The sequence below is a fragment of the Actinophytocola sp. genome (assembly GCF_050699915.1).
In the GTDB taxonomy this organism is placed as follows: Bacteria; Actinomycetota; Actinomycetes; order Mycobacteriales; family Pseudonocardiaceae; genus Actinophytocola.
This window is the reverse complement of sequence record NZ_JBOHGA010000082.1, coordinates 1-25,904: the sequence shown is the minus strand read 5'-3', so window position 1 is coordinate 25,904 and position 25,904 is coordinate 1. Positions and strand designations below refer to the sequence as shown.

Here is a 25,904-nt window from a genome sequence, read left to right as displayed (position 1 = left end):
GGGCGGGCGCGGGCAGCGCGGCCGCTGCGGTGGCGGCCATCGGGATCGCGATGGTGGTCGTGCTGGCGACCTCCGGCACGGGCGGGTCGGGCTCGCCGGTCGGGGCCCCGCCGACCACCAGTGAGCAGCCGACCGGCGGGGAGCCGTCGAAGACCGACACCTCGTGGCCCAACGGCCAGCCGGACCGCACCGCACGCAACGGTCCCGAGTTCGACAACGGCCAGGCGCTGCTCGCGGCGCTGACCGAGGTGGTGCCCGAGGGGTACGACGCACCCGAGGACCTCAGCTACGAGGAGCCGGGCTACTCCGGAGGCCCGTTGCGGTTCAGCCAGGCCTCCTACGAGGACACGGTCGACGGCCAGGAGGTCTGGCGGTACCTTGCCGACCAGCCGATCACCAAGGGGAACGGCGTGGGTCGGATGTTCGTCGAGACGGTCACGCCGGGCAACGGGGCCGCGGGTGAGGGTTGCGCGCTGTCGCCGACGCTCTGGGGCATGGAGGGCGAGTGCACCGAGCAGGTCGTGGGCGGCGAGCGGATCGGGGTGTTCACGGCGACCGGAGACCGGCGGGACTTCCACAGCTGGGCCGGGTATCTCGCCGACGACGGGACCGTGGTCTACGTCGCCCAGGGCCGCGACTACCCGGGGTCGGGTCGCCCGGCGCTCGCAACGGCGCCGTTGAGCGCGGAGCAGCTTGCCGAGCTGGCCGCCGACCCCAGGTTCCGGCTGGACTAACCTGCCAGGCGTGAGCAGCGCAGACGTCAACGCAGCGGCCGATCCAGCGACCACCGGCGCCCAGGGCGTGGGCCTGGCCACCGTCACCGACGACGGGACCGTGCTCGACACCTGGTTCCCGCACCCCAAGCTCGACGACGGCCGGGTGCCGGGCACCAAGCCGCTGTCCGAGCAGGAGGCGGTCGACGAGCTGGGCGCCGGGGTCTCGGCGCTGCTCGGCCCGGACGCGGACCGGTCGGTCGAGGTGGTCGCGGTGCGCACCGGGATCCTGTCGCTCGCCGCGCCGCCGGCCGACGCGCACGACGCCTACCTGCGGCTGCACCTGTTGTCCTCGCGGCTGGTTCGCCCGCACGGGATGAACCTGGACGGGCTTTTCGGGGTGCTCTCGAACGTCGTGTGGACCAACCACGGGCCGTGCCGGGTCGAGGGCTTCGCGGCGACGCGGCTGCGGCTGCGGGCGCGGGGTGCGGTGACCGTGTACGGAGTGGACAAGTTCCCGCGGATGGTCGACTACGTGGTGCCGGCCGGGGTCCGCATCGGGGACGCCGACCGGGTGCGGCTGGGCGCCCACCTGGCGACCGGCACGACCGTGATGCACGAGGGGTTCGTGAACTTCAACGCCGGCACGCTGGGCGCGTCCATGGTGGAGGGCCGCATCTCGGCGGGCGTGGTCGTCGGCGACGGCTCGGACGTGGGCGGCGGCGCGTCGATCATGGGCACGCTGTCCGGCGGCGGCAAGGAGACGATCTCCATCGGCACGGGCTGCCTGGTCGGCGCGAACGCCGGAGTCGGCATCTCGCTGGGCGACGACTGCGTGGTGGAGGCGGGCCTGTACGTCACGGCCGGCACGAAGGTGACGCTGCCGGGCGGCCGGCTCGTGAAGGCGCGCGAGCTGTCCGGCCAGCCGGGGCTGCTGTTCCGCCGCAACTCGTCGACCGGCACGGTCGAGGTCGTCGAGCGCACCGGATCGGGTGTGCGACTGAACGAGATGCTGCACGCGAACGACTGAATCTCGCAATTTCCACGGTCCGGGTGGACTGGCATTTGTCCGCTGTTCACCTAGCATTGGCCAATGACGCGATCTGTCCTGGTCAGCCCTGTTGAGCTCGGACTGCCGGCCAAGCCGCGTGAGGCCGGCGCCGGGGATCCGCCGGACGTCCACGTCAGGGCACGGCTCGACCAGCAGGTGCGGGCGCTGCTCGAGCACGAGGCGATCGCCCGGGAGGGCAGCGACCCCGAAGGCGTGCACCAGATGCGCGTGGCCGTGCGGCGGATGCGGGCCGCGCTCAAGGCATCCGGCGACCCGGACGTCGCGGCCGTGCAGTCGGAGCTGCGCTGGTTCGGCGGCATCCTCGGCCGGATCCGCGACCTCGACGTGCTGCTCGGCCACCTGCGTGGGCAGGCGGCGAACCTGCCAGACGAGGAGCGGGAGGCCGCCGAGCGACTCCTGCACGGCCTGGTCGAGGAGCGGCGGCGGGCCAGGCGGCGCATGCTCGACACGTTCCGCGGCGCCCGCTACGCCACGCTGCTGCGCACGCTCGCCGGGTTGGTGACCGGCGAGGTCAACGGCCACCCCGTCGGCAAGAAGGCAGGCCGGACCGCGAGCAGGGGCGCGCTCGTCGAGGTCGTCGTCAAGCCGCACCGCAAGCTGGTCAAGGCGGCCCACGCGCTCGGCGACGACCCGTCCGACGACGAGCTGCACGCGCTGCGCATCCAGGGCAAGCGACTGCGCTACGCCGCCGAGCTCGCCGCGCCCGTCGGCGGCAAGCCGGTGCGCCGGCTCGTCAACGCCACCAAGCAGTTCCAGGACGTCCTCGGCGACCACCAGGACACCGTCGTCGCCGAGGCGGAGCTGCGGCGGCTGCTCGCCGAGCAGACCGACGCCGATGCCGACGTCGTGTTCGTCGCGGGGCGGCTGGTCGAGCGGGAACAGGTACGCCGCGCGGACTGCCGGGCCCGCTGGCGCGCCACGTTCGACGAGATCGACCGGCTGGCCGGCGACCTACGCTAGGAAGGACGCCTTCCGGACACTCAGCGACCTGAAGGACGCCTTCCGGGCATTGAAGCTAGAGCCGCGACGCGGCCGCCGCGACGCGCTCGTCGGTGGCCGTGAGCGCCAGCCGCACGTGCCGCTCGCCGGTCGGGCCGTAGAAGGTGCCCGGCGCGACGAGGACGCCGCGCTCGGCCAGCCACGCCACGGTGTCCCACGCCGGCTCGTCGCGCGTGGCCCACAGGTACAGGCCCGCCTCGGAGTGGTCGATCCGGAAGCCGGCGTCCACCAGCGCCGTCCGCAGCACCTCGCGCCGCGCGGCGAACCGGGCGCGCTGGGCGGCCACGTGCTCGTCGTCGGACAGCGCCGCGGTCATCGCGGCCTGGACCGGCCGCGGCATGATCATCCCGGCGTGCTTGCGGATCGCGAGCAGCTTCGCGACGAGCGCCGGGTCCCCGGCCACGAAGCCGGCGCGGTACCCGGCCAGGCTGGACGACTTCGACAGCGAGTGCACCGCCAGCACGCCTTCGAACGAGTCGCCGCGGACGGCCGGGTGCAGGACCGAGACCGGCTCGGCCTCCCAGCCCAGCGTCAGGTAGCACTCGTCGGACACGACGACCGTGCCGCGCTCGCGGGCCCAGTCGACGACCTTGCGCAGGTGTTCGACGGGCAGCACCCGGCCGGTGGGGTTCGAGGGGGAGTTGAGCCAGAGCAGGCCCGGCCGGCGCGGCCCGACCGCGAGCGTGCCGTCCGCGCGCAGCAGCTCGGCGCCGGCGAGCTGGACGCCGATCTCGTAGGTCGGGTAGGCGAGCGGCGGGATGACGACGAGGTCGCCGGCGCCGAGCCCGAGCAGAGTCGGCAGCCAGGCGACGAGCTCCTTGGAGCCGATGGTCGGCAGCACCGCGTCGGTGGGCAGGCCGGTGACGTCGTGGCGGCGGGCGAGCGCGCCGACGGCGGCCGCGCGCAGTTCCGGGGTGCCGTGTGTGGTGGGGTAGCCGGGCGGGCCGGCCGCGGCGGCCAGCGCGTCCTGGATCAGCTGGGGAACCGGGTCGACGGGCGTGCCGATGGACAGGTCGACGAGACCGTCAGGATGGGACCGCGCCAGTGCGGTGGCGTCGGCCAACGAGTCCCAGGGAAAGGTCCCGAGCGCTCGACTCACTCGTCGTGCACGACCGGCGGCAAGTCCTTGATCCACTGAGGGTCCGCCGAGACCTTGCCGACCTTCGCCGCTCCGCCGGGTGAGCCGAGCTCGTCGAAGAAGTCGACGTTGGCCTTGGTGTATTCCTTCCACTGGTCGGGGACGTCGTCCTCGTAGTAGATGGCCTCCACCGGGCAGACCGGTTCGCAGGCGCCGCAGTCCACGCACTCGTCGGGGTGGATGTAGAGCATCCGGTCCCCTTCGTAGATGCAGTCGACCGGACACTCGTCGATGCACGCCTTGTCGAGCAAATCGACGCAGGGCTCGGCGATCACATAAGTCACTGCGTTCTCCTGCTTCTTTCTGTTGAGGTTCGCCTGCACGCGGAGGTTACCGGCAGTCCCTAGTATCCCCCTCGGCCCCGGGCCGCTCTCACGAGGTGGGAGCGAGTGTGGTCGCGAGCACCCGGCCGAGGACGATGGCCGACGGCAGCGCGCCGCCGGCGAAGAGCAGCAGCGCGCGCCAGTCCGCGGTCAGCAGCACGTCCCCGCCCGGGCCGAACATGCCGAACCACGCGACGGTGACGATCCAGGCCAGCAGTGGTGCGGCGGCGACGAGCAGCCGGGAGGAGAGCCGCCCGGCCATGGACACCAGCCACGGTGTCGACACCGCGGCGAGGATCGGCATCAGCGGCAGCGGCAGGCCGCCGAGGTTGGGCAGCAGGTAACCGTCGAAGGCCAGCGGCAGGTAGAGCAGCTCGATGACCGCCAGCACGATCGCGTCCAGCACGAGGACGACGAGCAGAAACCCGTCCCGCACCGGCATCTCACAGGCCCCCGAAGAGGTCGGTGTCCGAGCCGGTGGGTTCGCCCTGGGCCAGCACGTAGAACTCCGCGGCCGGGATCGGCTGCGCGATGCCGTTGGACAGGGCGTAGCAGTGCGCGCCGTCGGCGGCCTGCCACACGCTGACCTGCGTCGCGTGGGCCCGCAGCGCGCGCAGCTTCGCGGAGAGCACGTCGGCGATGGAGACGGTCGTCGTGATCAGCGAGTCGTCGGTGACCGGCAGCTCGCCGGGCTCGGGGAGCCGGTAGGGCAGGCCGTCGACCCGCGCGAGCTCGGCGACGCCGTTCTCGGTGGCGGCGCGGGAGGTCACCGCGTGGAAGAGGCGTGCGACCCCGCCGGCCTTCTCGCAGGCGGCCATCGTGACGTCGTGCGCGCGGATGTGGTCGGGGTGGCCGTAGCCGCCGTCGGGCCCGTACGTGACGACGACCTGCGGCCGGACCTCGTCGAGCACGGCGGCGAGTGTCGCGGCCTGCTCGTCGAGGTCACCGCCGGCGAAGGCGCGCGGATGCCCGTTGGCGGCGACGCCCACCATCCCGGAGTCGCGCCACCGGCCCGGGCCGCCGAGCCACCGGTGGTCGGACACGCCCAGCGCGGCGCAGGCCGACCGAAGCTCCCCGATGCGGTAGCCGCCGAGCTGGTCGGCGTGGTCGGCGGCCAGCTGGCGCAGGGAGTCCGGGATGATCTCGCCCTCCTCGCCGAGCGTGCAGGTGACGAGCGTGACCTGCACACCGGCGGCCGCGTACCGGGCGATCGTGCCGCCGGTCCAGAGACTCTCGTCGTCCGGATGCGCGTGCACGAGCAGCAGCCGGGGAGCGGCGGAGAGCGTCATGCGGTCGGTCCCAGTCTCGTCAGTCGATCCGCAACCGCGGGTCGAGATACGCGCAGAGAATATCGAGGAGCGCGATCAGCACGACGAACACGATCACTGAGTAGGCGACGATGGAGATCAGCACCGGGGTGTTCAGGTCGCGCAGCCCGCGCACGAAAAGATAGCCGACCCCCGGGAACTGGAAGACCGTTTCGACGACGAGCGCCCCGCCGAACAGCGCGCCGAGGTTGATCGTGGCGAGGTTCGCGAACGGGATCAGCGCGTTGCGCAGGGCGTGCTTGAAGATCACCTTCCGCGGCGCCAGACCCTTCGCGCGCGCCATGCGCACGTAGTCGGACTCCAGCACCTCGAGCATCGAGCCGCGGATCAGCCGGGCGGTGAAGGCGGCCGATCCGGCCGCCATCGAGATCGCGGGCAGTACGAGCAGCTGCGCCCAGTGCGGCTCGTGGCCGAAGGCGATCGGCAGCGTCGGGAACAGGGTGATGTCCGAGAGGCGCAGGCCGGACAGCCGGTCCCGCAGGAACGTCGCGGTCACCAGCGGCGGGATCGACATGAGCACGACGGTGCTGGTGGTGACCAGGGTGTCCCAGAACGAGGCTCGCCGGACCGCGGCCAGCACGCCCGCGCCGATGCCGATCAGGAGCTCGAGGGCGAACGCCAGCGCGGCGAGCCGCAGCGTGTTCGGCAACGCCTCCGCCAGCAGGTCGGACACCAGACGGCGCCGGTCGAAGTCGATGCCGAGGTCGGCCGTGCACAGGTTGCCGAGGAACGTCAGGTACTGCACGGGAAGCGGCTCGTCGAGGCCGAACGTCTCGTGCAGGATCGCCCGGGTCCGGGGCGGCAGGACCTTCTCGCCAACCGAGGCGAACGGGTCGCCTAGCTCGAACAGCGCGATGTAGGCGACGAAGGTGGCGAACACGAACACCAGGAGAGCCTGGGCGGTCCGCAGCAGGACGAACTTCCGCATCAGCGAACTCGTCCAAAAAGGACGATGCCGCGCCGGCTCGTGTCCGGCGCGGCACCGACCGTGGTCGTGCCGGGGATCGCGCGGTCCGGGACGCAGAGGCGGACCGCGGTCACCGTCGGCTCGTCAGGCCCGGACCACCTCGCGCAACGACGCGTAGTGGCACGCGGCGTCGTGGCCCGGGGTGTTGGCCACCGAGACCAGCGGGGGCGGCTCCTCGATGCAGCGACGCGCATCGCTCTCCGAGAGCTGCTCGAACTTCCAGCAGCGCGTGCGGAACCGGCAGCCCGACGGCGGGTTGGCCGGGTTCGGCACGTCGCCGCGAAGCACGATCCGCTCGCGCTGGCGCTCCAGGCGCGGGTCCGGGATCGGCACAGCGGAGATGAGCGCCTGGGTGTACGGGTGGTGCGGCCGGTCGAACAGGTCGTCCCGGTCGGCGATCTCCACCACCTTGCCCAGGTACATCACCGCCACGCGGTCGGCGATGTGCCGGACCACGGACAGGTCGTGCGCGATGAACAGGTAAGTCAGGCCCAGGCTGTCCTGCAGGTCCTCCAGCAGGTTCACGATCTGGGCCTGGATCGACACGTCCAGCGCGGACACCGGCTCGTCGAGCACGATGAACTTGGGGTTCATCGCGATCGCCCGGGCGATGCCGATGCGCTGGCGCTGCCCGCCGGAGAACTCGTGCGGGTAGCGGTCGGCGTACTCCTCGGCCAGGCCGACCGTGTCGAGCAGGTCGCTGATCGTCGACTTGGTCATCTTCTGGCCGAGCAGCTGGTACTTCTCCGTCAGGATCTGGCGGATCGTCATACGCGGGTTCAGCGACGCGTACGGGTCCTGGAACACGATCTGCATGTCCCGCCGCGTCCGGCGCAGCTTGTCCTTGCCCAGCGCGGTGACGTCGACCCCGTCCAGCATGACCCGGCCGCTCGTCGGCTCGAGGAGCCGCAGCACGGCCCGCGCCGTCGTCGACTTGCCGCAGCCGGACTCGCCGACCAGCGCCACCGTCTGTCCGCGGTAGACGTCGAGGTCCACCCCGTCGACGGCCCTCACCTCGCCGATCGTGCGCTTGATGAACACGCCACTGCGGATGGGGAAGTGCTTGACGAGGTTGTCGACCTGGAGCATCGGCTGCTTCTCGGCCTCTGCCACGCCGACTCCGCCCTGCTGTGGTTGCGCCCCCTGGCTCATCGGACGGCCCTCTCCTCGTGTGCCATGGCGACTCGATCACTGTGCACGCACGCCGCGCGGTGCCCGTCCCCACCGACCGCGACGAGCTCCGGCACCTCTGGCAGGCACTGGTCGGACGCGAACGCGCAACGCGGGTGGAACGGACAGCCCCGCGGGACGTTCGCGAGGCTCGGTGGCAGGCCCTTGATCGGTACCAGCCGCTCCTGCCTGCTCTGGTCCATCCGCGGCAGGCTCGACAGCAGGCCGAACGTGTACGCGTGCCGCGGCTCGTAGAAGATCTCGTCCGCGGTGCCGGTCTCCACGATCTTCCCGGCGTACATCACGTTGATCCGGTTCGCGTAGCTGGCCACCACCCCGAGGTCGTGCGTGATCAGCACGATCGCGGTGTTGCGGTCCTCCTGCAGCTTCTGCAGCAGCGACATGATCTGCGCCTGCACGGTCACGTCCAGCGCCGTGGTCGGCTCGTCGGCCAGCAGCACGTGCGGGTCGTTGGCCAGCGCCATCGCGATCATCGCGCGCTGGCGCATGCCGCCGGAGAACTCGTGCGGGTACTGGTTCAGCCGCACCGCCGGGTTCGGGATGCCGACCTCACCGAGCAGGTCCAGCGCCCGCTTCTTGGCGACGTTCTTCGTGACGTCCTGGTGGACGCGCACCATCTCCGCGATCTGGTCGCCGACCTTGAACACCGGGTTCAGCGCGGTCAGCGGGTCCTGGAAGATCATCGCGATCTGGCTGCCCCGCAGCTTGCGCTGCTGCTTCTCCGGCATCTTCAACAGCGACCGGCCGCGCAGCATGATGTCGCCGCTCGGGAAGGTCGCGGGCGGGGCGGGCACCAGGCCGAGGATCGTCATCGCGGACACCGACTTACCGGAGCCGGACTCACCCACGATGGCGAGCGTCTCGCCCTCGTTCACGTGCCAGGACACACCGTCGACGGCCTTCACGACGCCGTAGTCGGTCTTGAAGTGCACCCGCAGGTCGCGGACCTCGAGCAAGGGCGCAGGTGGGCCCTCGAGGTCGATCTCCGCTGCGCTGCTCATTGTGTGGGATCTCCTTGGATTCGGCAGCGAGTCATCGCAGCTTCGGGTCGAGGGCGTCACGCAGGCCGTCGGAGACGAACGCGAACGCGAGGGTCGTGATGCAGATGGCGCCGCTCGGGAACATCCACAGGAAGTCCTTGCCGGCGACCTGCACCTGCTCGATGCCCTGGTTGATCATCCGGCCCCACTCCGGGGTGTCGGTGGGGACACCGACACCGAGGTAGGCCAGCGACGCCATCGCGACGACGGCGACGCCGATGCCGGTGAACGAGTAGATGAACACCGGCTGGATCGCGTTGGGCAGGATGTGCCGGGTCACGATGCGCCGGTCCGACGCGCCGATCGACCGGGCCGCCTCGACGTACTCCGCCTCGCGGAGGGCGAGGATCTGGCCGCGCATCAGCCGGGCCGCGGTCGGCCAGCCGAGGATCACCAGCGCGAGGATCACCTGGAACAGGCCCGAGCCGAAGGTGCGGACCACGAGGATCGCGCCGATCAGGTACGGGAAGGCCAGGAACAGGTCGGTCACGCGCATGACCAGCGCGTCGGAGAACCCGCCGCGGTAGCCGGCGAGCGCGCCGAGCGTGACGCCGAGCGTCATCGAGCCCAGCATCGTGCACAGGCCCACGATCAGCGCGAGCTTCAGGCCGTACAACATCCCCGAGTACAGGTCCCGGCCGAGCACGTCGGTGCCGAACCAGTGCTCCGCGCTCGGCGGCTGCAGCGTGTTGATCAGGTTCTGGTCGTACGGGTCGAACGGCGAGATGAACGGCTGGAGGATCGCGAGGATCACCATGATCGTGACGACGACGAGTCCGCCCATGGCCAGCTTGTTGCGCTTGAAGCGCCGCCAGAAGTCGGCGAGCGCGCTTCTGGAAGCCCTCTTCTTGCCGTTCTCCGGCTGCTCGGGTCGAGGCTCGTGGTGGTCCGCCGGCTGGACGAGCACCGCCTGTGCGGGCGCGCTCAGGTCGGCCGGGTCAGGAGGGGTGGTCACTGTTCGTCTACCTCACTCAGCTCAGCCGGATCCGCGGGTCGAGATACGCATACAAGATGTCGACGATCATGCTGAGGAAGACGTAAATCAGCACCGCGAACGTCACCAGCGCCATGATCACCGGGTTGTTGTTCTGGTTGATCGACTTCACCAGTAGGAACCCGACACCGTTGTACTGGAACAGTGTCTCGGTGATCAGCGCGCCGCCCAGCAGAATACCGATGCTGATGCCGACGTAGGTGACTACCGGAATGATCGAGTTCCGGAACGCGTGCTTCATGATCACGGTTCGCTCGCCGAGGCCCTTGGCCCGGGCGGTCCGGATGTAGTCGGTGCGCAGGACCTCCAGCATGGAGCCGCGCATCAGACGGGCGATGAACGCCGCGTCGACGATGGCCAGGGTGACCGCGGGGAGCAGCACCTCCTGGTACCACGGCACGACTTCGGTGAAGGATCTCGGTACTCCGGGGAAGATCCACACGCCGGAGACCGTCTGGCGCAGCCAGATGCCGATGACGAAGGTCGGAATGCCGATCGCGAGCGTGGTCAGGATGGTGACCAGCACGTCCCAGAAGGAGTAGCGGAAGACCGCGGCGATGATGCCCGCGACCACGCCGATCAGCACGTCGATGATGATGGCGATGAGCGCCAGTCGAGCGGTGGCCGGGAGCGCCTCGCCGATCATGTCGGAGACGTCGCGGCGTTGGTTGAAGTCGACGCCAAGATCGCCGGTGAAGAGGTTCCCCAGATACGTCAGATACTGCATCGGCAGTGACTGGTCCATGCCGAATCTCTCACGCAGGATCTGCTGGGTCTCCGGAGGCACCGTCTTGTCGCCGGTTGAGGCGAACGGGTCCCCGAGCACGAACAGGCCTATGAACAACAAGAGCGTCGCCGCTATCAAGACCAGGATGGCCTGGGCGAGCCTCCGGATTACGAACTTCCCCATTTGTAGGTGCCGGCTTCCTCGGATCGTCGAAGAAATCTGTTCTTTAACCGATGAGGGCCGCGGTCCGGGTTAGCGGACCGCGGCCCCCACGGCTGGTGTCACATCACTTGATGCTGATGACCGAAAGGTCAGGGTTCTCGCTGAAGTCCATCCTCATGTTGATGAACTTGTCGGTGTTCGCGAGACGGTGCTGGGTGCGGTTCCACAGCGGGATCAGCGCCAGGTTGTCACCGATCGCGATCGTCTCGGCCTCTTGGTACAGCTTGGTCCGAGCGGCCTCGTCCGGGTTGGCCTTGGCCTCCTTCAGCAGGTCGTCGAACTCGGAGTTGCTGAAGCGGCCACGGTTGTCACCGGTGGTCGGCTCGTTCGGCTTCGCACCAATGGCGTCCGTCGACAGCAGCGGCGTCAGGAAGTTCTCCGGCGTCGGGTAGTCCGCACCCCACGCGGCCCGGTACAGGCCGGTCGAGGTCGGCTGCTGCTCGTTGTTGAGCATGTCGGCGAACGGAACCGAGGTCATGTTGATCTTGAGACCGAGGTTCGTCTCCAGCTGGTCCTTGATCGCCGCCATGAACTCGTCGTGGCCGGCGTCGGTGTTGAACTGCATGTTCATCGTGGTGCCCGGCGTGAGCCCGGCCTCCTTGGCGAGCTTCTTGGCCTCGTCGAGGTCGTACTTGCAGTCCTTGCAGACGCCGTTCTGGAAGGCGTCGGCGAACACCGGCGGGACGAACGAGGTCGCCGCTGTGTAGGAGCCCTGGAAGATGCTGTTGATGATCTCCTCGCGGTTGATCGCCAGCGAGATCGCCCGGCGAGCCTCCACCGAGTCCAGCGGCTTCTGGGTGACCATCGGCAGCAGGTAGTTCATCCCGTTCATGTTCCGGGTGATCCACTGGTTCTTCGACAGGTAGCTCGACCGCGCCTGGCTCAGCACCGGCGTCGGCATCCGGGCCCAGTCGAACGTGCCGTTCTGGTAGCCGGCGTACTCGTCGTCGGAACCGTTCGCGGCGATCGTGATCTCGACGTTCTCCAGGTAGGCCGGGTCACCGGCACCGTAGTCGGCGAAGCGCTTGAGCTTGATGCCCTTGTCGTGCTCCCACTTACCGTCCATCGCGAACGGCCCGTTGCCGATCGGAGCCTCGACGAAGCCCTTGTTCGTGTTCGGGCTGCCGGCGCTCTTCGGCACGGGGCTGAAGACCGAGTGGTACGTGCGCATGAAGAACTCGCAGTTCGGCTCGGTGAGCTTCACCACGAGCTTCGCCGGGTCGGTGGCGTCCACGCCGGACAGCGTCTTCGCCGAACCCGCCTGCATCTCCTCGAAGCCCTCGATGCCCTGCAGGTGGTAGGACACCTCGGACGCGGACAGCTTGGCGGCCACCCGCTCCCAACCCAGCTTGAACGACGCCGACGTGACGTCCTCACCGTTGTGGAACTTCGTGCCCGTCTTCAGGTCGAAGGTCCACTCGGTGCAGTCCTCGTTGCTCTCCCACTTGTCCGCCACACCGGGCTCGATCTCACCCTCGGGGGCGACTGAGGTCAGGCCGGTGAACAGGTACTGCGCGACCAGGATGCCCTCGGACTCCTGCGCGTTGTACGGGTCGATCGCGGTCGGCTCGGTGATGGCGAAACGGAACGTGCCGCCAACCTTGCCTTCCTTGATCTCCGGGACGGGGGTCTCCTCCCAGCCCGCGGACGGCTTGGCGTCCTCGCCGTCATTGGCGCCGCTGCCCGTGTTCTCCTGCTGGGAGCAAGCGGTGAGCACGAGCGTGGCGGCCGCGAGGCCGGCGGCGGCTCGTCGCCACGCTGCTTTGTTACTCATCAAGTCAGTTCCTCCATGAGCGAGCACGCACTTAACGGGCGTGCGCCCTGTGTTGTCGTGACACATCGTGCACGCAGCGGGGGTGAGCCGCGAAGCGGGGGCGGGTCGGGGAATGCTCCGTCCGTCTCGCGGCATCGTCTGCTAGTGCACGTGTAGTGGACCTCGTGTCTGATCAGCACCCACTGGTGATCTTGTGACGCGCCCACGGCCATCCGCCGACGCGCCGTTGCAGGACGGTAGGAACTCCGACAACCGCCGTCACGCTCTAAGACCCGATCGTGACCAAAGGGTGACACGGTGGTGGCGGCTTGCGACGCAATGGTTACCGCACGGTACTAAATGGCAGGTGGGAACATACTTTCGTCGGTGTTGGCGCTGACCGCCAGATGTCCGGCAGGTGTATTTCTCGCGACTGTCCACACCGCACCCGCGCGTTCCCGCCATGATCGCCGCGGCCGCCGGCGAAGATCACCCGGCGGTGCGCCGCCACGTCGCCGCGTCGGCGAACGGACCAGCCAGCGGTGGGCCGACGGACACACCGGACACGTCCGGGCGGACGGCCAGCGTATCCGCCTCTTGGTACAGCGGAACCGAAACGGCGGCCCGCCAGAGCGCCGGCTCGACCGCGGCGAGAGCGTCGGTCACCGAGAGTGCACCCGTCAGGGCCGCGTCCATGGTCGCCTGCAGGCCGGCGTCGCAGAAGCCGAGCGGGTTGGCCGGCGTCGGCTCCTCGCCGGGCTCGCCGGTGGCGCAGCCGAAGTTCGTGGCGAGCGTGGTCGCGTCGTCCGCGCCGACCGGCTGGCCGATGACCGCGAGGTCGAACGGGTCGCCGGTCTCCTGCCCGCCGTCGGTGCCCTCCTCGGCCTCGCCGGCGTACAGCTGGGCGTAGAGCTGGCTCGCCGGCGGCGTGACGACCTCGGTGTCGATGCCGGCCGTGGTCAGCTGCCGGGCGACGTCGCTCGCGATCAGCTGGGCGACCTCGCGCTCCTCGGGCGCGGCGACGACGATGCGCAGCGGCTTGCCCGACCGGCTCCAGCCGGCCGCCGTCTTCGTGTAGCCGGCCTGGCCGAGCAGCTGCGTCGCGACGGTCGGGTCCGGCCGGGCGGCGGTCGCCACCCCGGACGTGGTCGGGATCGTCGGCCGGTAGCCGGGCACGCTCGGCGCGAGCACCTGGGCGTCGGCCTTGAGCTTGGCCGCCGGACCGTTCCCGGTGCCGACCGTGATCAGCTGGTCCCGGTCGAGCAGGGCGACGATCGACTGGCGGACCGCGAGGTCGGCGAGGTTCGGCCGGTCGGGCCGCAGCGCCAGGGTTGCGATGGTCGGCCGGGCCACCGTCTTGGCGGTGACGACCGGGCCGAGGTCGGCGAGCAGGTTGGCGCCGACCGAGTCGGTCCGCGCCAGGGCCGCCTGGTCGTGGCCGGCCTCGAGCGCCTCGACGACGCCGCTCTGGTCGGCGCGGCGCAGGACGATGCGGTCCAGCGTGGCCGGCTCGCCCCAGTAGCGGTCGTTGCGCTCGAGCACGACCTCGCCGCGGTCGGTGTCCAGCGTCTTCGCCGCGTACGGGCCGGCGGTGGCCGGGAAGTTGCCCTGCAGCGCGCCCGACCAGCCGCCGGGGGCGTCCTTGAGCAGGTGCGCGGGCAGCAGGCCGGAGAACAGGGAGCGCCAGCCGGGGTAGGGCTCGCTGAACACGACCTCCACGACCTTGCCGGCGTCGCGGGCGTTGATGTCGGAGATGAGCCGGTAGCCCGCGGCGTCGATGGCCCCGGGGTTGCCGGTCATCTGCTGCCAGAGGTAGACGAAGTCCTCGGCGGCCACCGGCGCGGCGTCGGACCAGGACGCGTCGGACCGGATCTGGTAGGTCACCGTGTACGGGTCGGCGTTCGTGACCGAGGCGGACGTCATGACCGTGCGGTCCAGCTGCGGCACGCCGTCCGCGCCGCGCCGGAACACCGAGGGCAGCAGCACGTTGGCGAGCGCGGTGGTGACCGCGGACTGGTCGGCGATGTCGTGCGGGTTGTAGCCGCCGGCGAGCGTGCTGACGCCGACCACGATCTCGCCGGTGTCGACCTTGTCGGGCACCGGGCTGGTCACCGGGGCGTCGACGTAGCGGGGCGCCGGAGTGCACGCCGCCAGCGTGAGGACCGCCGCCGCGAGCGCCCCCACGGTCACTCGTCGCGTCACGCCGGTCCACCTCCCCTCGAGTCAACCGGTGCCTGGTGACCCTGCCAGACGGCCGCGACGATGCGTCGGCCGGCTGGGTTCCCCCGATCTCGTGACGTTCGGCCGCGGCCGGAGGTTCCCTCAGGCGTCCCGAGACTTGGCCCGCGACCGCTCGCGGGCCCGCTTCACACTGTCCAGGATCGTCTTGCGGATGCGCACCACATTTGGCGCCACCTCGACACACTCGTCGGTCGCGCAGAACTCCAGCGCCTCCTCGAGCACCAGCTTGCGCGGCCGGGCGAGCCGCTCCAGCTCGTCGCCGGTGGAGGAGCGGATGTTCGTCAGCTTCTTCTCGCGGGTCACGTTGACGTCGAGGTCCTCGGCGCGCGGGTTCTCGCCGACGACCATGCCCTGGTAGACGTCCGCGCCCGGCTCCACGAAGAACGTGCCGCGGTCGGCGAGCTGCAGCATCGCGTAGCCGGTGACCGAGCCGGTGCGGTCGGCGACCAGCGATCCGGAGTGCCGGTCGCGGATGTGGCCCGCCCACGGGAAGTAGCCCTCGAAGATGGCGTTGGCGATGCCGGTGCCGCGGGTCTCGGTAAGGAAGTCGGTGCGGAAGCCGATCAGCCCGCGGGAGGGCACCACGTACTCGACCTTGACCCGGCCGGTGCCGTGCCCGCCCATGTGCTCGAGGCGGCCCTTGCGCGCGGCGAGCAGCTGGGTGATCGCGCCGAGGTACTCCTCCGGCGCGTCCACGGTCAGCCGCTCGAAGGGCTCGCAGAGGTTGCCGTCGACGGTGCGGGTCACCACCTCCGGGCGGCCGACGGTCAGCTCGAAGCCCTCGCGGCGCATGGTCTCCACGAGGATCGCCAGGGCGAGCTCGCCGCGGCCCTGGACCTCCCAGGTGTCCGGCCGCTCGGTCGGCAAGACCTTGATGGAGACGTTGCCGACGAGCTCGGAGTCGAGCCGGTTGCGCAGCAGCCGGGCGGTGAGCTTCTTGCCCCCGCCTCGCCCCGCCAGCGGTGAGGTGTTGACGCCGATGGTGACGGAGATGGCCGGCTGGTCGACGCTGATGCGCGGCAGCGGCTCGGGTGCGTCGGGGTCGGCGAGCGTGTCGCCGATGGTGATCTCCGGGATGCCGGCGATGGCCACGATGTCGCCCGCCTCGGCGTGCGTGGCGGGGATCCGGTCGAGGGCCTCGGTGAGCAGCAGCTCGGTGACCTTGACGTTCGTGACGCTGCCGTCCGCGCGGCACCAGCCGACGGTCTGGCCCTTGCGGATGCGCCCGGCGTGGACCCGGCAGAGCGCGATGCGGCCGAGGAAGCTGGACGCGTCGAGGTTCGTGACCAGCGCGCGCAGTGGCGCCTCTCGATCGCCGGCGGGCGGCGGGACGTGCGCGAGCAGGGTCTCGAAGAGCGGGTCGAGGTTCTCGCTGTCCGGCTGTGCGCCGTCGGCGGGCGCCTGAAGGCTCGCGCGGCCGGCGCGGGCGGAGGCGTAGACGACCGGCAGGTCGAGGATGGCCGCGTCGATCTCGTCCAGCTCGGTGGCGAGGTCGAGCAGCAGGTCGTGGGTCTCGGCGACGACCTCCTCGATGCGTGCGTCGGCGCGGTCGACCTTGTTGACGACCAGGACGACCGGCAGGCCGGCGGCGAGGGTCTTGCGCAGCACGAAGCGGGTCTGCGGGAGCGGGCCCTCGCTGGCGTCGACGAGCAGCAGCACGCCGTCCACCATCGACAGCCCGCGCTCCACCTCGCCGCCGAAGTCCGCGTGGCCCGGCGTGTCGATCACGTTGATCGTGATCGGGCCGGTGGGCGTCTCGCGGCGGACGGCGGTGTTCTTCGCGAGGATCGTGATGCCCTTCTCGCGCTCGAGCTCGCCGGAGTCCATCACCCGGTCCACCGGCTCGGCCCGTGCGGAGAAGGCCCCCGACTGGCGCAGCATCGCGTCGACCAGCGTGGTCTTGCCGTGGTCGACGTGCGCGACGATCGCGACGTTGCGGAGATCGGTCCTGGCGATCGGGGGCGCCCCGGTGTCGGTGGCAGGCACGCGCGTGTGCTCCTGGTTCATGGTGTGGCGGCGTTGGCTTGCGCGCGGCGAGATGGGCGCGGCGCCCTCCAGGATAGCTGGCGGGGGTGGCGCCGCGGTCGAAGATTAGCCTAACCTTAGTTTTCCTCGACTTCTCTGGAGTGGCTGGGTGGGCAAGAAGCACGTCAGGACCCCGGCGCAGACGGTGCGCAAGCTGATGAAGGCCGGCAAGGTCAAGAAGAAGTGCTGCCGCTCCTCGTCCCGCTGCAAGCGCTGCCCCGTGTTGGCGCTGAAACGCGCGAAAGCCGACTTCAAGAAGGCCGCCTGAGTCGGTAGCCTTGTCCCATGCGCTTCGTGTGGTGGGCCGCCAGCCGGCGGCCGTGACGCGTGCGTTAATACATGAGGCCGCCCGCTCGGGCGGCCTTCGTCATCTCTGGAGGCCTCTCCCGCGGGCGACGACCGCAGAGGAGTCCCATCATGACCTGCTTCTCCGGCATCACCCCGTCCGGCGGCGCCACCCTGGGCAACTACCTCGGCGCCATCAGCCGCTGGGCGCGGGACGGGCGCCCCGGCGACCTGTACTTCGTCAGCGACCTGCACGGCATGACTGGTGCGTATCACCCGCAACGCCTGCGGGCCCGGACCCGCGAGCTGCTCGCCACGCTGCTGGCCGCCGGGATCGAGCCGGAACAGTTGTTCGTGCAGTCCGACCTGCTGCCGCAGCTGGGGGCGCTGACCTGGATCCTCGAGTGTTCGTGCTCGTTCGGCGAGGCCGCGCGGATGACGCAGTTCAAGGAGAAGAGCAGTGCGAAAGGCCTCGAGGCGACGCCGGTGCGGGTCGGTCTGTTCACCTATCCGGTGCTCATGGCCGCCGACATCCTGCTGCAGGGCGCGGACGAGGTCCCGGTCGGTGAGGACCAGGCCCAGCACGTCGAGCTCGCGCGGACCCTGGCCAGACGGTTCAACGGCACGTTCGGCGATGCGTTCGTCGTGCCGCGGGCGGTGACGCCGCCGGCCGCCGCGCGGGTGCGCGACCTCGCCGACCCGTCGCGCAAGATGGACAAGTCGGCACGCGACTCGGTCGGCGTGCTGTACGTCATGGACCCCCCGGACCTGTTGCGGCGCAAGATAAGACGCGCGGTGACCGACAGCCTCGGACGGTTGGAGTACCGGCCGGTCGAGCAGCCCGGGCTCGCGAACCTGCTGGAGATCCTGGCCGCGTGTACCGGCAAGCCGGTGCGCGAGGTCGGCGCCGGGTTCGGCTCGTACGGCGATCTCAAGGAGGCCGTCGCCGAGGCGGTGGTCGACGAGCTGCGGCCGGTTCGCGAGCGGACCACCGAGCTGCTCGCCGAGAGCGCGGAGCTGGACCGGATCCGCGCTCGCGGAGCGGAGCTGGCCACAGCTCGCGGCGCGCACCGACTCGCCACCGCACAGCGCCTGGCGGGCGTCGGCTAACTGCCGGCCTCCTCTGCGGCTGGCGTCGGTGTCGGTCAGCGGTTGGTCAGCAGGCGACGCAGTGCCGGCAGCAGGACCCGGTCGGCCGGCAGCCAGTCGACGCCGCCGAGCCGGCCGGCGGTCAGCCACCGCAGCGCCTGGTGGTCGCGGGGGTGTGGGACCGCGCCGGGCTCGGTCAGCTCGGCGCGGTACACGCGCAGCAGCATCCGGTCGTTCAGCGCCACGTCCGGGCCGACCGGCTCCCCGACCCGCACGTCGACGCCGAGCTCCTCCACGCACTCGCGCCGCACGGCGTCCACATCGGACTCACCTGGCTCGACCCGCCCGCCCGGCAGCTCCCACTTCCCGGCCGCGTCGGGCGGGTAGGCCCGCTGCTGGGCGAGCACCGCCCGCTCGCGGACGATCGCCGTGCCGACCACGACCGCCGCGCCCGCCAGCACTTCGGCCCGTCGAGCCACATTGTCCACAGTGGAGGTAAGTAGGTCGAGGAGCGCCCGGCGCCGCACCAGTCCGGGCCACGCCGCCCGAGCCGCGACGGTGCCAGTCACCAACACCCCGGCCGCGGTCGACGCCAGCCGCAACTGCAGCTCGACGGGCAACGCCCCACCGACCGGCACGAGCCGCAGCCCATCCACAGCGAGGTCCGCGACCCGGAACCGGCCACCGGCGAGGACCTGCTCGTCGCCGGGCGCCAGCACGCCGGCGCCGCCGAACAAGGCCCGCTCGGTCAGCACCGCCGACACGACCCGCGGCGGCGCGTCGACCAGCCGCGTGGTGCGCAGCAGCGTCACGTCTGCAGCTCCCGCCAGCGCACCTGGAACCGCGCCCCGCCCTCGGGTGACTCGGCGACGTTGACCGTCCCGCCTCGCCGGCGCACGATCTCCGCCACCAGTGCCAGGCCGAGTCCCGAGCCGCCGGATGTCCGCGCGCGGTCGTCCTGCACTCGGTAGAACCGGTCGAACACCCGCGCGCGGTGCTCCTCGGCGACCCCGTGCCCGTCGTCGTCCACGACCAGCCATATCGACTTCGCGCGGGCCAGCACCGTCACCGTGATCTTCGCCCGCGCGTGCCGGGCCGCGTTGCGCAACAGGTTGTCCAGCACCAGGTCCACCTCCGCGGGCGCGGCCGACACCCAGCACGCCCCGCTCGGCGCGCTCACCGACACCACCGGCCCGGCGTCGCCCAGCCGGGCCACCGCCTCGCGGGCCGCGGTGACCACGTCGACCGGCATGGGATCGGGCAGCTCGCCGGCGTCCGAGCGGGCCAGCGTCAGCAGCCCTTCGACCAAACTGGACAGTCGTTCGGACTCGTGGACCACGTCGGCCAGCACCTCGTGCGCCAGGTCCGGGTCGGGGTTGGCCACCGCCACCTCGGCCTGGACCCGGATCGACGCCACCGGCGAACGCAGCTCGTGGGCCGCGTCGCCGGTGAACCGGCGCAGCCGGTCGCTCGCCTCGTCGCGCCGAGCCAGCAACCCGTTCAGCGCGGCGGCGAGCGACCGGAGCTCGTCGTGTGCGCTCGGCAGCGGCAGTCGGCGCCCGGGCGGCAGCCGGGTGGCCGCACCGCGCAGCCGCTCCACCGGGCGCAGCGACGAGCGCACCGAGAACCACGTCGCCAGCCCGACCGCCGCCGAGCCGAGCAGCGCGGCGCCCACCAGCCAGTTGAGCGCCCGGCTCTCCGCGGCGAAGTACCCGGTCAGCGTCGTGCCGACGACCACGAGCCGCTGCGAGCCGTCCGGCGCGGTGGCCACCGTGCCCAGCCACCGCAGCGGCGGGTCGTCCTGCGTCCGCAGCACCGGGGTGCCGGCCTTCAGTGTCCGGATGTCCGCCTGGTCCAATGGCGGCGGGCCAAGGGCGTCGAGGGGCGAGCCGGCCGTGTCCAGCACGCGGGTGCGCACCCCGACCGGCGAGTCCGCCGGCGTGACACCAGTCCGGACGTCGGCCACCGCGTCGTCCAGGATGGACTGCAGCTGCGCGTCGGCGGCACTGACCAGGAGTGGGCCGATCAGCCGGCTGGTCTGCACGGCGAGCAGCAGCAGCACGACCAGGGTCACCGCGGTCGCGACGCTGCTGATCCGGAACCGCAGCGTTCGCCGCAGCCACAGCCGCCCGACGATCCGCCCGAGGGCACCGCTCAACGGCCGCGCCCGGGTTCCAGCACCGCGTCCAGCTCGCTGCTCGACGCCACGTATCCGTGTCCTCGCACGGTACGCACGATCCCACCCGCGCCCGCCGCGTCCAACTTCCGGCGCAGGTAGCCCACGTAGACCTCGACCGCGTTGCGGGTGGCGGCCAGCTCGTCGCCCCACACGCTGCGTAAGAGCTCGTCCTTGGTGACGACCGTGCCCGCGCGGCCCGCGAGCACTTCGAGCACCGCGAACTCGCGCGGCGACAACGCCACCAGCGATCCGGCGAACCGCACCTCGCGCATCGCCCGGTCCACGACCAGCTCACCGACCCGCAGCCGGCGGTCCGCGCCGTCCGCGAGCCCGCGCCGCAGCACCGCGCGCACCTGCGCGACCAGCACGACGAACGAGAACGGCTTCACCAGGTAGCCGTCGGCGCCCAGGTCGAGGCCGTCGGCCTGGTCGATCTCGCCGTCCTTGGCCGACACCAGCAGCACCGGCGTGCTCACGCCCTCCGCGCGTAACCGCTGCAGCACCCGGTAGCCGGACAGGCCCGGCAGCATGATGTCGAGCAGGATGACGTCGAAGGCGCCGGTGCGCGCGATGTCCAGCGCACCGGGCCCGTCCGCGGCGACGACGACTTCCATGCCCTCGGCGGTGAGGCCCCTCTGCAGCGCCCTTCGCACCCCGAGCTCGTCGTCGACCACCAGCACGCGCGGTTTCATGGTGCCCAGCATGCCGCGAGGCACCGACAAAGCACGGATGCTCTCAGGCAACTCTCAGCTCCAGCGGTCACTCTCAGCGTCATCTCAGTCGCACTGGTGCAATCTCGACGTCACGGGAGCGAAATCCCTGGAGCTGACAAAGGGGTGCGTGATGAATTCCAAGAAGACCGCTCTGGCGGTCGCTGCGGCGGGCACCATCGCCGGCGTCGCCGGCCTCGTGGTGCTGGCGTCGCCGGCGGGTGCTGGGGAGGCCCCGCCGGCGTTGCCGCCGACCAGTGCCGACCGGCTCGTCGAGTCGGTGCTGAGTGCCGAGATCCCGGCGCTGGGCGGTTCGGTGGAGATGGAGAACAACCTGGGCCTGCCGATCCCGGGCCTGCCGGGATCCATGGGTGGCGGCGACGAGATCCGGGTGTACACCGACGGCGAGGGTCGGGGCCGGATCTCGGTGCCCGCGCGCGGCGGCGAGACCACGGTGGTCGACGACGGCAAGACCGTGTGGGTGTGGAACTCGCAGGACCGGACCGTGGAGAAGCTGCCCCACGGTGTCGGCGACGACAAGAAGACGCCGATCGAGGGCCGGTTCGCCGACCCGGCGGCAGCCGCCCGTGACTTCGTGGACGCCATGGAGGAGGACAGCATCGTCGAGGTCGACGGCACCGCTCGGGTCGCCGGCCGGCCGGTGTACCAGCTGGTCCTCGCGCCCAAGCCGACCGAGCGCACGCTGCTGCGCGAGGTTCGGGTGTCGGTCGACTCGCAGACCCGGGTGCCGCTGCAGCTCGAGGTGCTCGCGAACGGCCAGTCCGACCCGGCGCTGAAACTGGGCTTCACCGAGTTCGAGAGCGGCCCGCAGGACGCGAACCTGTTCCGGTTCACCCCGCCCGAGGGCGCCACGGTGACCGAGCGCAAGGCGGACGAGAAGGTCCACGGCGAGTCCCCGGACGAGCTGTTCGAGGAGCTGGACCTGAAGACGGTCGGCAAGGGTTGGGACACCGTGCTGACCGGCAAGCTGCCGGACGGCGCGCTGGCGATGCCGGGCGGTGGCGGCGAGGAGGACGCCTTCGAGCTGCTCAGCCGCTTCGGCAAGGAGGTGCACGGCGAGTTCGGGACCGGCTGGGTCATCAGCGCCAAGGTCGGCACCGCGCTGATCACCGAGGACGGCCGGGTCGCGATCGGGGCCGTGCCCCAGCAGGTGCTCACCGAGGCGCTCGGCAAGTGACTAGCGTGACCGGCATGGTGATCGGTGATCGAGTGGCCCCCGCGGCAACGGCCGCGGGGGCCACCGCCCGTCTGGCCGCCCGAACCCGCAACCTGCGCAAGGTCTACGGCCGGACGGTGGCGGTCGACCACGTCGATCTGGACCTGCCGGTCGGGTCGGTGCTGGGCATGCTGGGTCCCAACGGGTCCGGCAAGACCACCACGATCCGGTTGCTGCTCGGACTGAGCACGCCGACGGCGGGGACGGTCGAGCTGCTCGGTCATCAGCTGCCCGCGGGCCTGGGCTACGCGCTGCCGGAGGTGGGCGCGCTTGTCGAGGGTCCCGGTTTCCACCCGTTCCTGTCCGGTCGGGAGAACCTGCTGCGCTGCGCGGCCGCGGAGCCGCACCTGGCGACGGCGGCCATGCCGCGCGCGGTGGCCGAGGCCCTGGAGCGGGTCGGCCTGTCCGCGGCGGCCGGCCGGCGCTACCGCGGCTACTCGATGGGCATGAAGCAGCGCCTCGGCCTGGCGGCCGCGCTGCTGCTGCCGCGCAAGCTGGTGGTCCTGGACGAGCCGACGAACGGCCTAGACCCGGCCGGCACCCGAGAGGTGAGGGCCGTGATCGCCGACCTGCACGCGTCCGGCACCACGGTGCTTGTGTCGTCGCACCTGCTTGCCGAGGTGGAGGCGACGTGCACGCATGTCGCCGTGCTGCACGAGGGTTCGGTGGTGGCGCAGGGTGAGCTGGGGGAGTTGCTGGAGGCGGGCAACTCGGGCCTGCTGGTGTCCACCCCAGACACGACGACGGCGGTCAACGCCCTGCGGGACAACCGAATGCCAGCCCGAGCCACCCCCGACGGCGTCCGAGTGGACCTGACGGCGACGACGGGCCCGGAGGTGGTGGCCACCCTGGTGCGGGCGGGCGTGGCCGTCCACGAGGTCCGCCGCCAGCGCACGGGCCTGGAGGACCTCTTCGCCCGCCTGACGTCCGCCGACTCCCCGGAGGCGGGTCTCTCGAACGTGGCCACACAGGAGCTCCCAGCGGACAGGGAGGTGTCGTCGTGAGTGTGGCGGTTTCGCAGGTCCCCAATCGGACCAACGCGCCGATCCTTCGGCTCCTCAAGGCGGAGCTCCGCTTCATGCTGCGCCGGCCCCGCACCATGATCGCGCTCGGGGTGGCCGCGGCGGTGCCGATCGTGGCTGGGATCGGTGTGTCCGTCGCGTCGGCGCCGCCCGCCGGTGGCGGCCCGGACCGGGCCTTCGTAGGGGTCGCGGCCATCGTGGGCGACAACGGGTTGGTACTGCCCGTCTTCGTCCTGCTGCTCTCGATGACCATGCTCCTGCCGCTCGTCGGCACGATGTGGTCGGCCGACGCGATCTCCGGCGAGGCGGCCGCGGGCGGGCTGCGCAACCTGCTCCTCGCCCCGGTCGGGCGGGTTCGGCTGCTCGCCGTGAAGGCGTTCGGCGTCGCGGTGTTCACCCTGGGCGCCGTCGCGATCATGGCCGCGGTCGGGGTGGTCGCGGGCCTCGTGATCCTCGGCGGCGACGGCATGCTCACGATGTCCGGCACGACGCTCCCGTTCGGCGAGTCGCTCGGCCGGATCGCGCTGCTGACGGTCCTCGTCACCCTCCAGGTCTGGGCGGTCGCGGCCATCGCGCTCGCGATCTCCACCACCACCGACCATCCGCTCGTCGTCCTGTCGGTGACGCTCGGCGGCGTGATCGTCTTCAGCGTGCTCACCGTGATCTCGTCGCTGGACTGGCTGCACCCGGTCCTGATCACCTCGGGCTGGTCCGACCTCGCCGACGTCGCCCGCGACCCGATGCCCACCGACGCCATCGGTGACGGTGTCCTCCGCGCGGCGTGCTACATCCTCATCGGCTACTCGCTCGCCCTGGCCCGGATCGTCACCCGCGACGGCTGACCAGCGCCACGCCGTCCGGGTCCAGCGCCAGGGTCACCGCCGACGCCGTGTCCAGCACGCCCGCCACGGCGTCCACCTCGCGGCCGCTCTCCAACCGAACCCGCAGCCGCACGTGGTCGCGCCGGTGGATCCGCTGCACGACCTCGCCCTTGAGCCCGGAAGCGGCCGGCCGCAGCGCCGACGGGCGCAGGCCCAGCAACACCGAACCGGACTGCGCCCACGGCAGCTCCACCGAACCGAGCTCGCAGGTCGCCACGCCGCCGTGGACGGTCGCGGGGACGAAGGCGCCACAGCCGAGGAACCGGGCCGTGTCCTCGTCGACCGGCGACCGCCACACCTCCGCCGGCGGGCCCGTCTGCACGAGACGCCCCGCCCGCATCACCGCCACCCGGTCCGCCAGCGTGAACGCCTCGTCGTGGTCGTGGGTGACCACCAGCGCCGTCGTCCCCGCCAGCACCCGCGCCAGGTCCATCGCCAGCTGTTCGCGCAGCGCCCGGTCCAGCGCGGACAGCGGCTCGTCCAACAACAGCAGCCGCGGGTGCGGGGCCAGTGCCCGCGCCAGCGCCACCCGCTGCTGCTCGCCGCCGGAGAGCTCGGTCGACCGCCGCGCCTCGTACCCGTCCAGACCGACCAGCTCGAGCAGCTCCGCCACCCGCTCCCGCCGCGCGGCCCGGTCGACACCGCGCATTCGCAGGCCGAACGCCACGTTGCCGGCCACGTTCCGGTGCGGGAGCAACTGGCCGTCCTGGAACACCAGCCCGAACTCGCGGCGGTGCACCGGCACCCCGGCCAGGTCCGCGCCGTCCCAGCACACCCGGCCCGTCGTCGGCGGCTCCAGGCCGGCGACCGCGCGCAGCAGCGTCGACTTGCCGCACCCGGACGGGCCGAGCAGCGCCAGCACCGAGCCGTCCGGCACCGAGAGGTCCACAGCGGACACCGCGGTCAGCGAGCCGTAGCGGACGGTCAGGTCGTGCACCGTGAGACCCATCAGAACTCCCCGACCGGCGTGCGGCCCGGCACCCGCACCGACTCGACGACCGCCACCGCGGCCACCGTCACCAGGATCAGCAGCGTGCACGCCGCGTACGCCATCTGGTTGTTCAGCTCGCCCGGCCGGGACAGCAGCCGCGCGATCGCCACCGGCAGCGTGGCCGTGTCCGGGCGGGCCAGGAAGCTCGTCGCGCCGAACTCGCCGAGCGCCACCACGTAGCCGAACGCGCACGCGGTCAGCAGCGACCGGCCGGCGAGCGGCACGTCGACCTCCCGCCACACCCGCACCGGCGACGCGCCCAGCGACGCCGCGGCCTGGCGCAGCCGCGTGTCGATCGAGCGCAGCACCGGCAGCAGCAGCCTGATCACCAGCGGCGTCACCACGAGCGCCTGCGCGAGTGGCACCAGCGCCGCGGAGGTCCGCAGGTCGCCGGGCAGCAGGTCGAGCGTCACCAGGTAGCCGAAGCCGACCGTCACGGCCGACACCCCCAGCGGCAGCATCAGCGCGGTGTCCATCGCCTCCACGACCCCGCGCCGCACGCCGCTTCGCGACAGCGACACCAACACCACGCTCGCCAGGGTGCCCAGCGTGACCGCCAGGACCGTCGCGTCGGTCGCCGCGCGGACCGAGTTCAGCATGGCGTCCACTCCGGACACCTGCAGCGAGCCCGCGTACCCGGTGCCGGCCAGCGCCCGGTAGCCGGCGAGGTTCCCACCCAGCGAGCGCGACACCAGCACCACGATCGGCAGCAGCAGCAAGGCGAGCACCGCCAGCGCCGCGCCGACGACGACCCACTCCGCGCCGGCTGGCCGGCGC

General features: G+C 71.4%; 25 protein-coding genes. 8 read left to right on the top strand and 17 right to left on the bottom strand.

Annotated elements, in window-relative coordinates:
• The 3 genes from ACRDSK_RS16745 to ACRDSK_RS16735 all read left to right on the top strand — a co-directional run.
• Window positions 1-734 (top strand): hypothetical protein (locus ACRDSK_RS16745; protein ID WP_431441967.1); only part of this gene is annotated, 734 nt, incomplete at its 5' end.
• Window positions 735-744: 10 nt separating this feature from the next.
• Window positions 745-1,743 carry a 2,3,4,5-tetrahydropyridine-2,6-dicarboxylate N-succinyltransferase gene (gene dapD, locus ACRDSK_RS16740; RefSeq protein ID WP_431441966.1) on the top strand — a complete coding sequence of 333 codons (999 nt, stop codon included), beginning with the start codon at window positions 745-747 and terminating at the stop codon, window positions 1,741-1,743.
• A 63-nt stretch (window positions 1,744-1,806) separates the two neighbouring features.
• Window positions 1,807-2,745: a CHAD domain-containing protein gene (locus tag ACRDSK_RS16735; protein WP_431441965.1), complete on the top strand. Its 939-nt coding sequence runs from the start codon at window positions 1,807-1,809 to the stop codon at window positions 2,743-2,745.
• Window positions 2,746-2,800: 55 nt separating this feature from the next.
• Here ACRDSK_RS16735 and dapC read toward each other — a convergent pair whose 3' ends face one another.
• From dapC to typA, 12 genes are all read right to left on the bottom strand, one after another.
• Window positions 2,801-3,883 (bottom strand): succinyldiaminopimelate transaminase, encoded by a 1,083-nt coding sequence (dapC, locus tag ACRDSK_RS16730; protein WP_431441964.1) that lies wholly within the window; start codon window positions 3,881-3,883, stop codon window positions 2,801-2,803.
• On the bottom strand, window positions 3,880-4,206 hold the full coding sequence (fdxA, locus tag ACRDSK_RS16725; RefSeq protein ID WP_431441963.1) for a ferredoxin: 327 nt from the start codon (window positions 4,204-4,206) through the stop codon (window positions 3,880-3,882). The genes dapC and fdxA overlap by 4 nt, the downstream gene beginning before the upstream one ends.
• An 88-nt stretch (window positions 4,207-4,294) precedes the next feature.
• The gene (locus ACRDSK_RS16720) at window positions 4,295-4,687 is read right to left on the bottom strand and encodes a hypothetical protein (RefSeq protein WP_431441962.1); all 393 of its coding nucleotides are present in this window, start codon (window positions 4,685-4,687) and stop codon (window positions 4,295-4,297) included.
• Between the two features lies 1 nt (window position 4,688).
• The gene (gene mshB, locus ACRDSK_RS16715; RefSeq protein ID WP_431441961.1) at window positions 4,689-5,534 is read right to left on the bottom strand and encodes an N-acetyl-1-D-myo-inositol-2-amino-2-deoxy-alpha-D-glucopyranoside deacetylase; all 846 of its coding nucleotides are present in this window, start codon (window positions 5,532-5,534) and stop codon (window positions 4,689-4,691) included.
• A gap of 19 nt (window positions 5,535-5,553) precedes the next feature.
• On the bottom strand, window positions 5,554-6,501 hold the full coding sequence (locus ACRDSK_RS16710; RefSeq protein WP_431441960.1) for an ABC transporter permease: 948 nt from the start codon (window positions 6,499-6,501) through the stop codon (window positions 5,554-5,556).
• A gap of 123 nt (window positions 6,502-6,624) precedes the next feature.
• A complete protein-coding gene (locus ACRDSK_RS16705) occupies window positions 6,625-7,692 on the bottom strand; it encodes an ABC transporter ATP-binding protein (protein ID WP_431441959.1) in 1,068 nt (355 codons plus the stop codon).
• Window positions 7,689-8,732, bottom strand: a complete 1,044-nt coding sequence (locus ACRDSK_RS16700; protein WP_431441958.1) for an ABC transporter ATP-binding protein — start codon at window positions 8,730-8,732, stop codon at window positions 7,689-7,691. The genes ACRDSK_RS16705 and ACRDSK_RS16700 overlap by 4 nt, the downstream gene beginning before the upstream one ends.
• Before the next feature lie 31 nt (window positions 8,733-8,763).
• Entirely contained in the window at window positions 8,764-9,726 is a 963-nt protein-coding gene (locus ACRDSK_RS16695) for an ABC transporter permease (protein ID WP_431441957.1), read from the bottom strand.
• A gap of 16 nt (window positions 9,727-9,742) precedes the next feature.
• Complete coding sequence (locus ACRDSK_RS16690; RefSeq protein ID WP_431441956.1) at window positions 9,743-10,675, bottom strand: ABC transporter permease; 933 nt, start codon at window positions 10,673-10,675, stop codon at window positions 9,743-9,745.
• Between the two features lie 103 nt (window positions 10,676-10,778).
• On the bottom strand, window positions 10,779-12,488 hold the full coding sequence (locus ACRDSK_RS16685) for a peptide ABC transporter substrate-binding protein (RefSeq protein WP_431441955.1): 1,710 nt from the start codon (window positions 12,486-12,488) through the stop codon (window positions 10,779-10,781).
• A gap of 468 nt (window positions 12,489-12,956) precedes the next feature.
• Window positions 12,957-14,669 (bottom strand): ABC transporter family substrate-binding protein, encoded by a 1,713-nt coding sequence (locus tag ACRDSK_RS16680; RefSeq protein WP_431441954.1) that lies wholly within the window; start codon window positions 14,667-14,669, stop codon window positions 12,957-12,959.
• 120 nt (window positions 14,670-14,789) lie between these two features.
• Window positions 14,790-16,694 (bottom strand): translational GTPase TypA, encoded by a 1,905-nt coding sequence (typA, locus tag ACRDSK_RS16675; protein ID WP_431441953.1) that lies wholly within the window; start codon window positions 16,692-16,694, stop codon window positions 14,790-14,792.
• Window positions 16,695-16,842: 148 nt separating this feature from the next.
• On the opposite strand from typA, the gene ACRDSK_RS16670 reads away from it, so the two are divergent.
• Together ACRDSK_RS16670 and trpS are read left to right on the top strand one after the other, a co-directional pair.
• Window positions 16,843-17,001 carry a hypothetical protein gene (locus tag ACRDSK_RS16670; protein ID WP_431441952.1) on the top strand — a complete coding sequence of 53 codons (159 nt, stop codon included), beginning with the start codon at window positions 16,843-16,845 and terminating at the stop codon, window positions 16,999-17,001.
• 149 nt (window positions 17,002-17,150) lie between these two features.
• On the top strand, window positions 17,151-18,128 hold the full coding sequence (trpS, locus tag ACRDSK_RS16665) for a tryptophan--tRNA ligase (protein ID WP_431441951.1): 978 nt from the start codon (window positions 17,151-17,153) through the stop codon (window positions 18,126-18,128).
• 35 nt (window positions 18,129-18,163) lie between these two features.
• Here trpS and ACRDSK_RS16660 read toward each other — a convergent pair whose 3' ends face one another.
• Genes ACRDSK_RS16660 through ACRDSK_RS16650 form a run of 3 tightly spaced genes read right to left on the bottom strand, consistent with a single transcriptional unit; the run spans window position 18,164 to window position 20,990 of the window.
• Window positions 18,164-18,919, bottom strand: coding sequence for a (deoxy)nucleoside triphosphate pyrophosphohydrolase (locus ACRDSK_RS16660; RefSeq protein WP_431441950.1), 756 nt, complete (start codon window positions 18,917-18,919; stop codon window positions 18,164-18,166).
• Window positions 18,916-20,265, bottom strand: a complete 1,350-nt coding sequence (locus tag ACRDSK_RS16655; protein WP_431441949.1) for a sensor histidine kinase — start codon at window positions 20,263-20,265, stop codon at window positions 18,916-18,918. Before ACRDSK_RS16655 ends, ACRDSK_RS16660 begins: the two co-directional genes overlap by 4 nt.
• On the bottom strand, window positions 20,262-20,990 hold the full coding sequence (locus tag ACRDSK_RS16650; protein WP_431441968.1) for a response regulator transcription factor: 729 nt from the start codon (window positions 20,988-20,990) through the stop codon (window positions 20,262-20,264). The genes ACRDSK_RS16655 and ACRDSK_RS16650 overlap by 4 nt, the downstream gene beginning before the upstream one ends.
• Window positions 20,991-21,129: 139 nt before the next feature.
• On the opposite strand from ACRDSK_RS16650, the gene ACRDSK_RS16645 reads away from it, so the two are divergent.
• Genes ACRDSK_RS16645 through ACRDSK_RS16635 form a run of 3 tightly spaced genes read left to right on the top strand, consistent with a single transcriptional unit; the run spans window position 21,130 to window position 24,097 of the window.
• On the top strand, window positions 21,130-22,194 hold the full coding sequence (locus ACRDSK_RS16645; RefSeq protein ID WP_431441948.1) for a LolA family protein: 1,065 nt from the start codon (window positions 21,130-21,132) through the stop codon (window positions 22,192-22,194).
• Between the two features lie 14 nt (window positions 22,195-22,208).
• A complete protein-coding gene (locus ACRDSK_RS16640) occupies window positions 22,209-23,237 on the top strand; it encodes an ABC transporter ATP-binding protein (RefSeq protein ID WP_431441947.1) in 1,029 nt (342 codons plus the stop codon).
• Window positions 23,234-24,097 carry an ABC transporter permease gene (locus tag ACRDSK_RS16635; protein ID WP_431441945.1) on the top strand — a complete coding sequence of 288 codons (864 nt, stop codon included), beginning with the start codon at window positions 23,234-23,236 and terminating at the stop codon, window positions 24,095-24,097. The genes ACRDSK_RS16640 and ACRDSK_RS16635 overlap by 4 nt, the downstream gene beginning before the upstream one ends.
• On the opposite strand, the gene ACRDSK_RS16630 is transcribed toward ACRDSK_RS16635, so the two are convergent.
• Entirely contained in the window at window positions 24,081-25,085 is a 1,005-nt protein-coding gene (locus ACRDSK_RS16630) for an ABC transporter ATP-binding protein (protein ID WP_431441943.1), read from the bottom strand. The genes ACRDSK_RS16635 and ACRDSK_RS16630 overlap by 17 nt on opposite strands.
• Window positions 25,085-25,904: ABC transporter permease (locus tag ACRDSK_RS16625; protein ID WP_431441941.1), on the bottom strand; the 820-nt coding region annotated here is incomplete at its 5' end. The genes ACRDSK_RS16630 and ACRDSK_RS16625, both read right to left, overlap by 1 nt.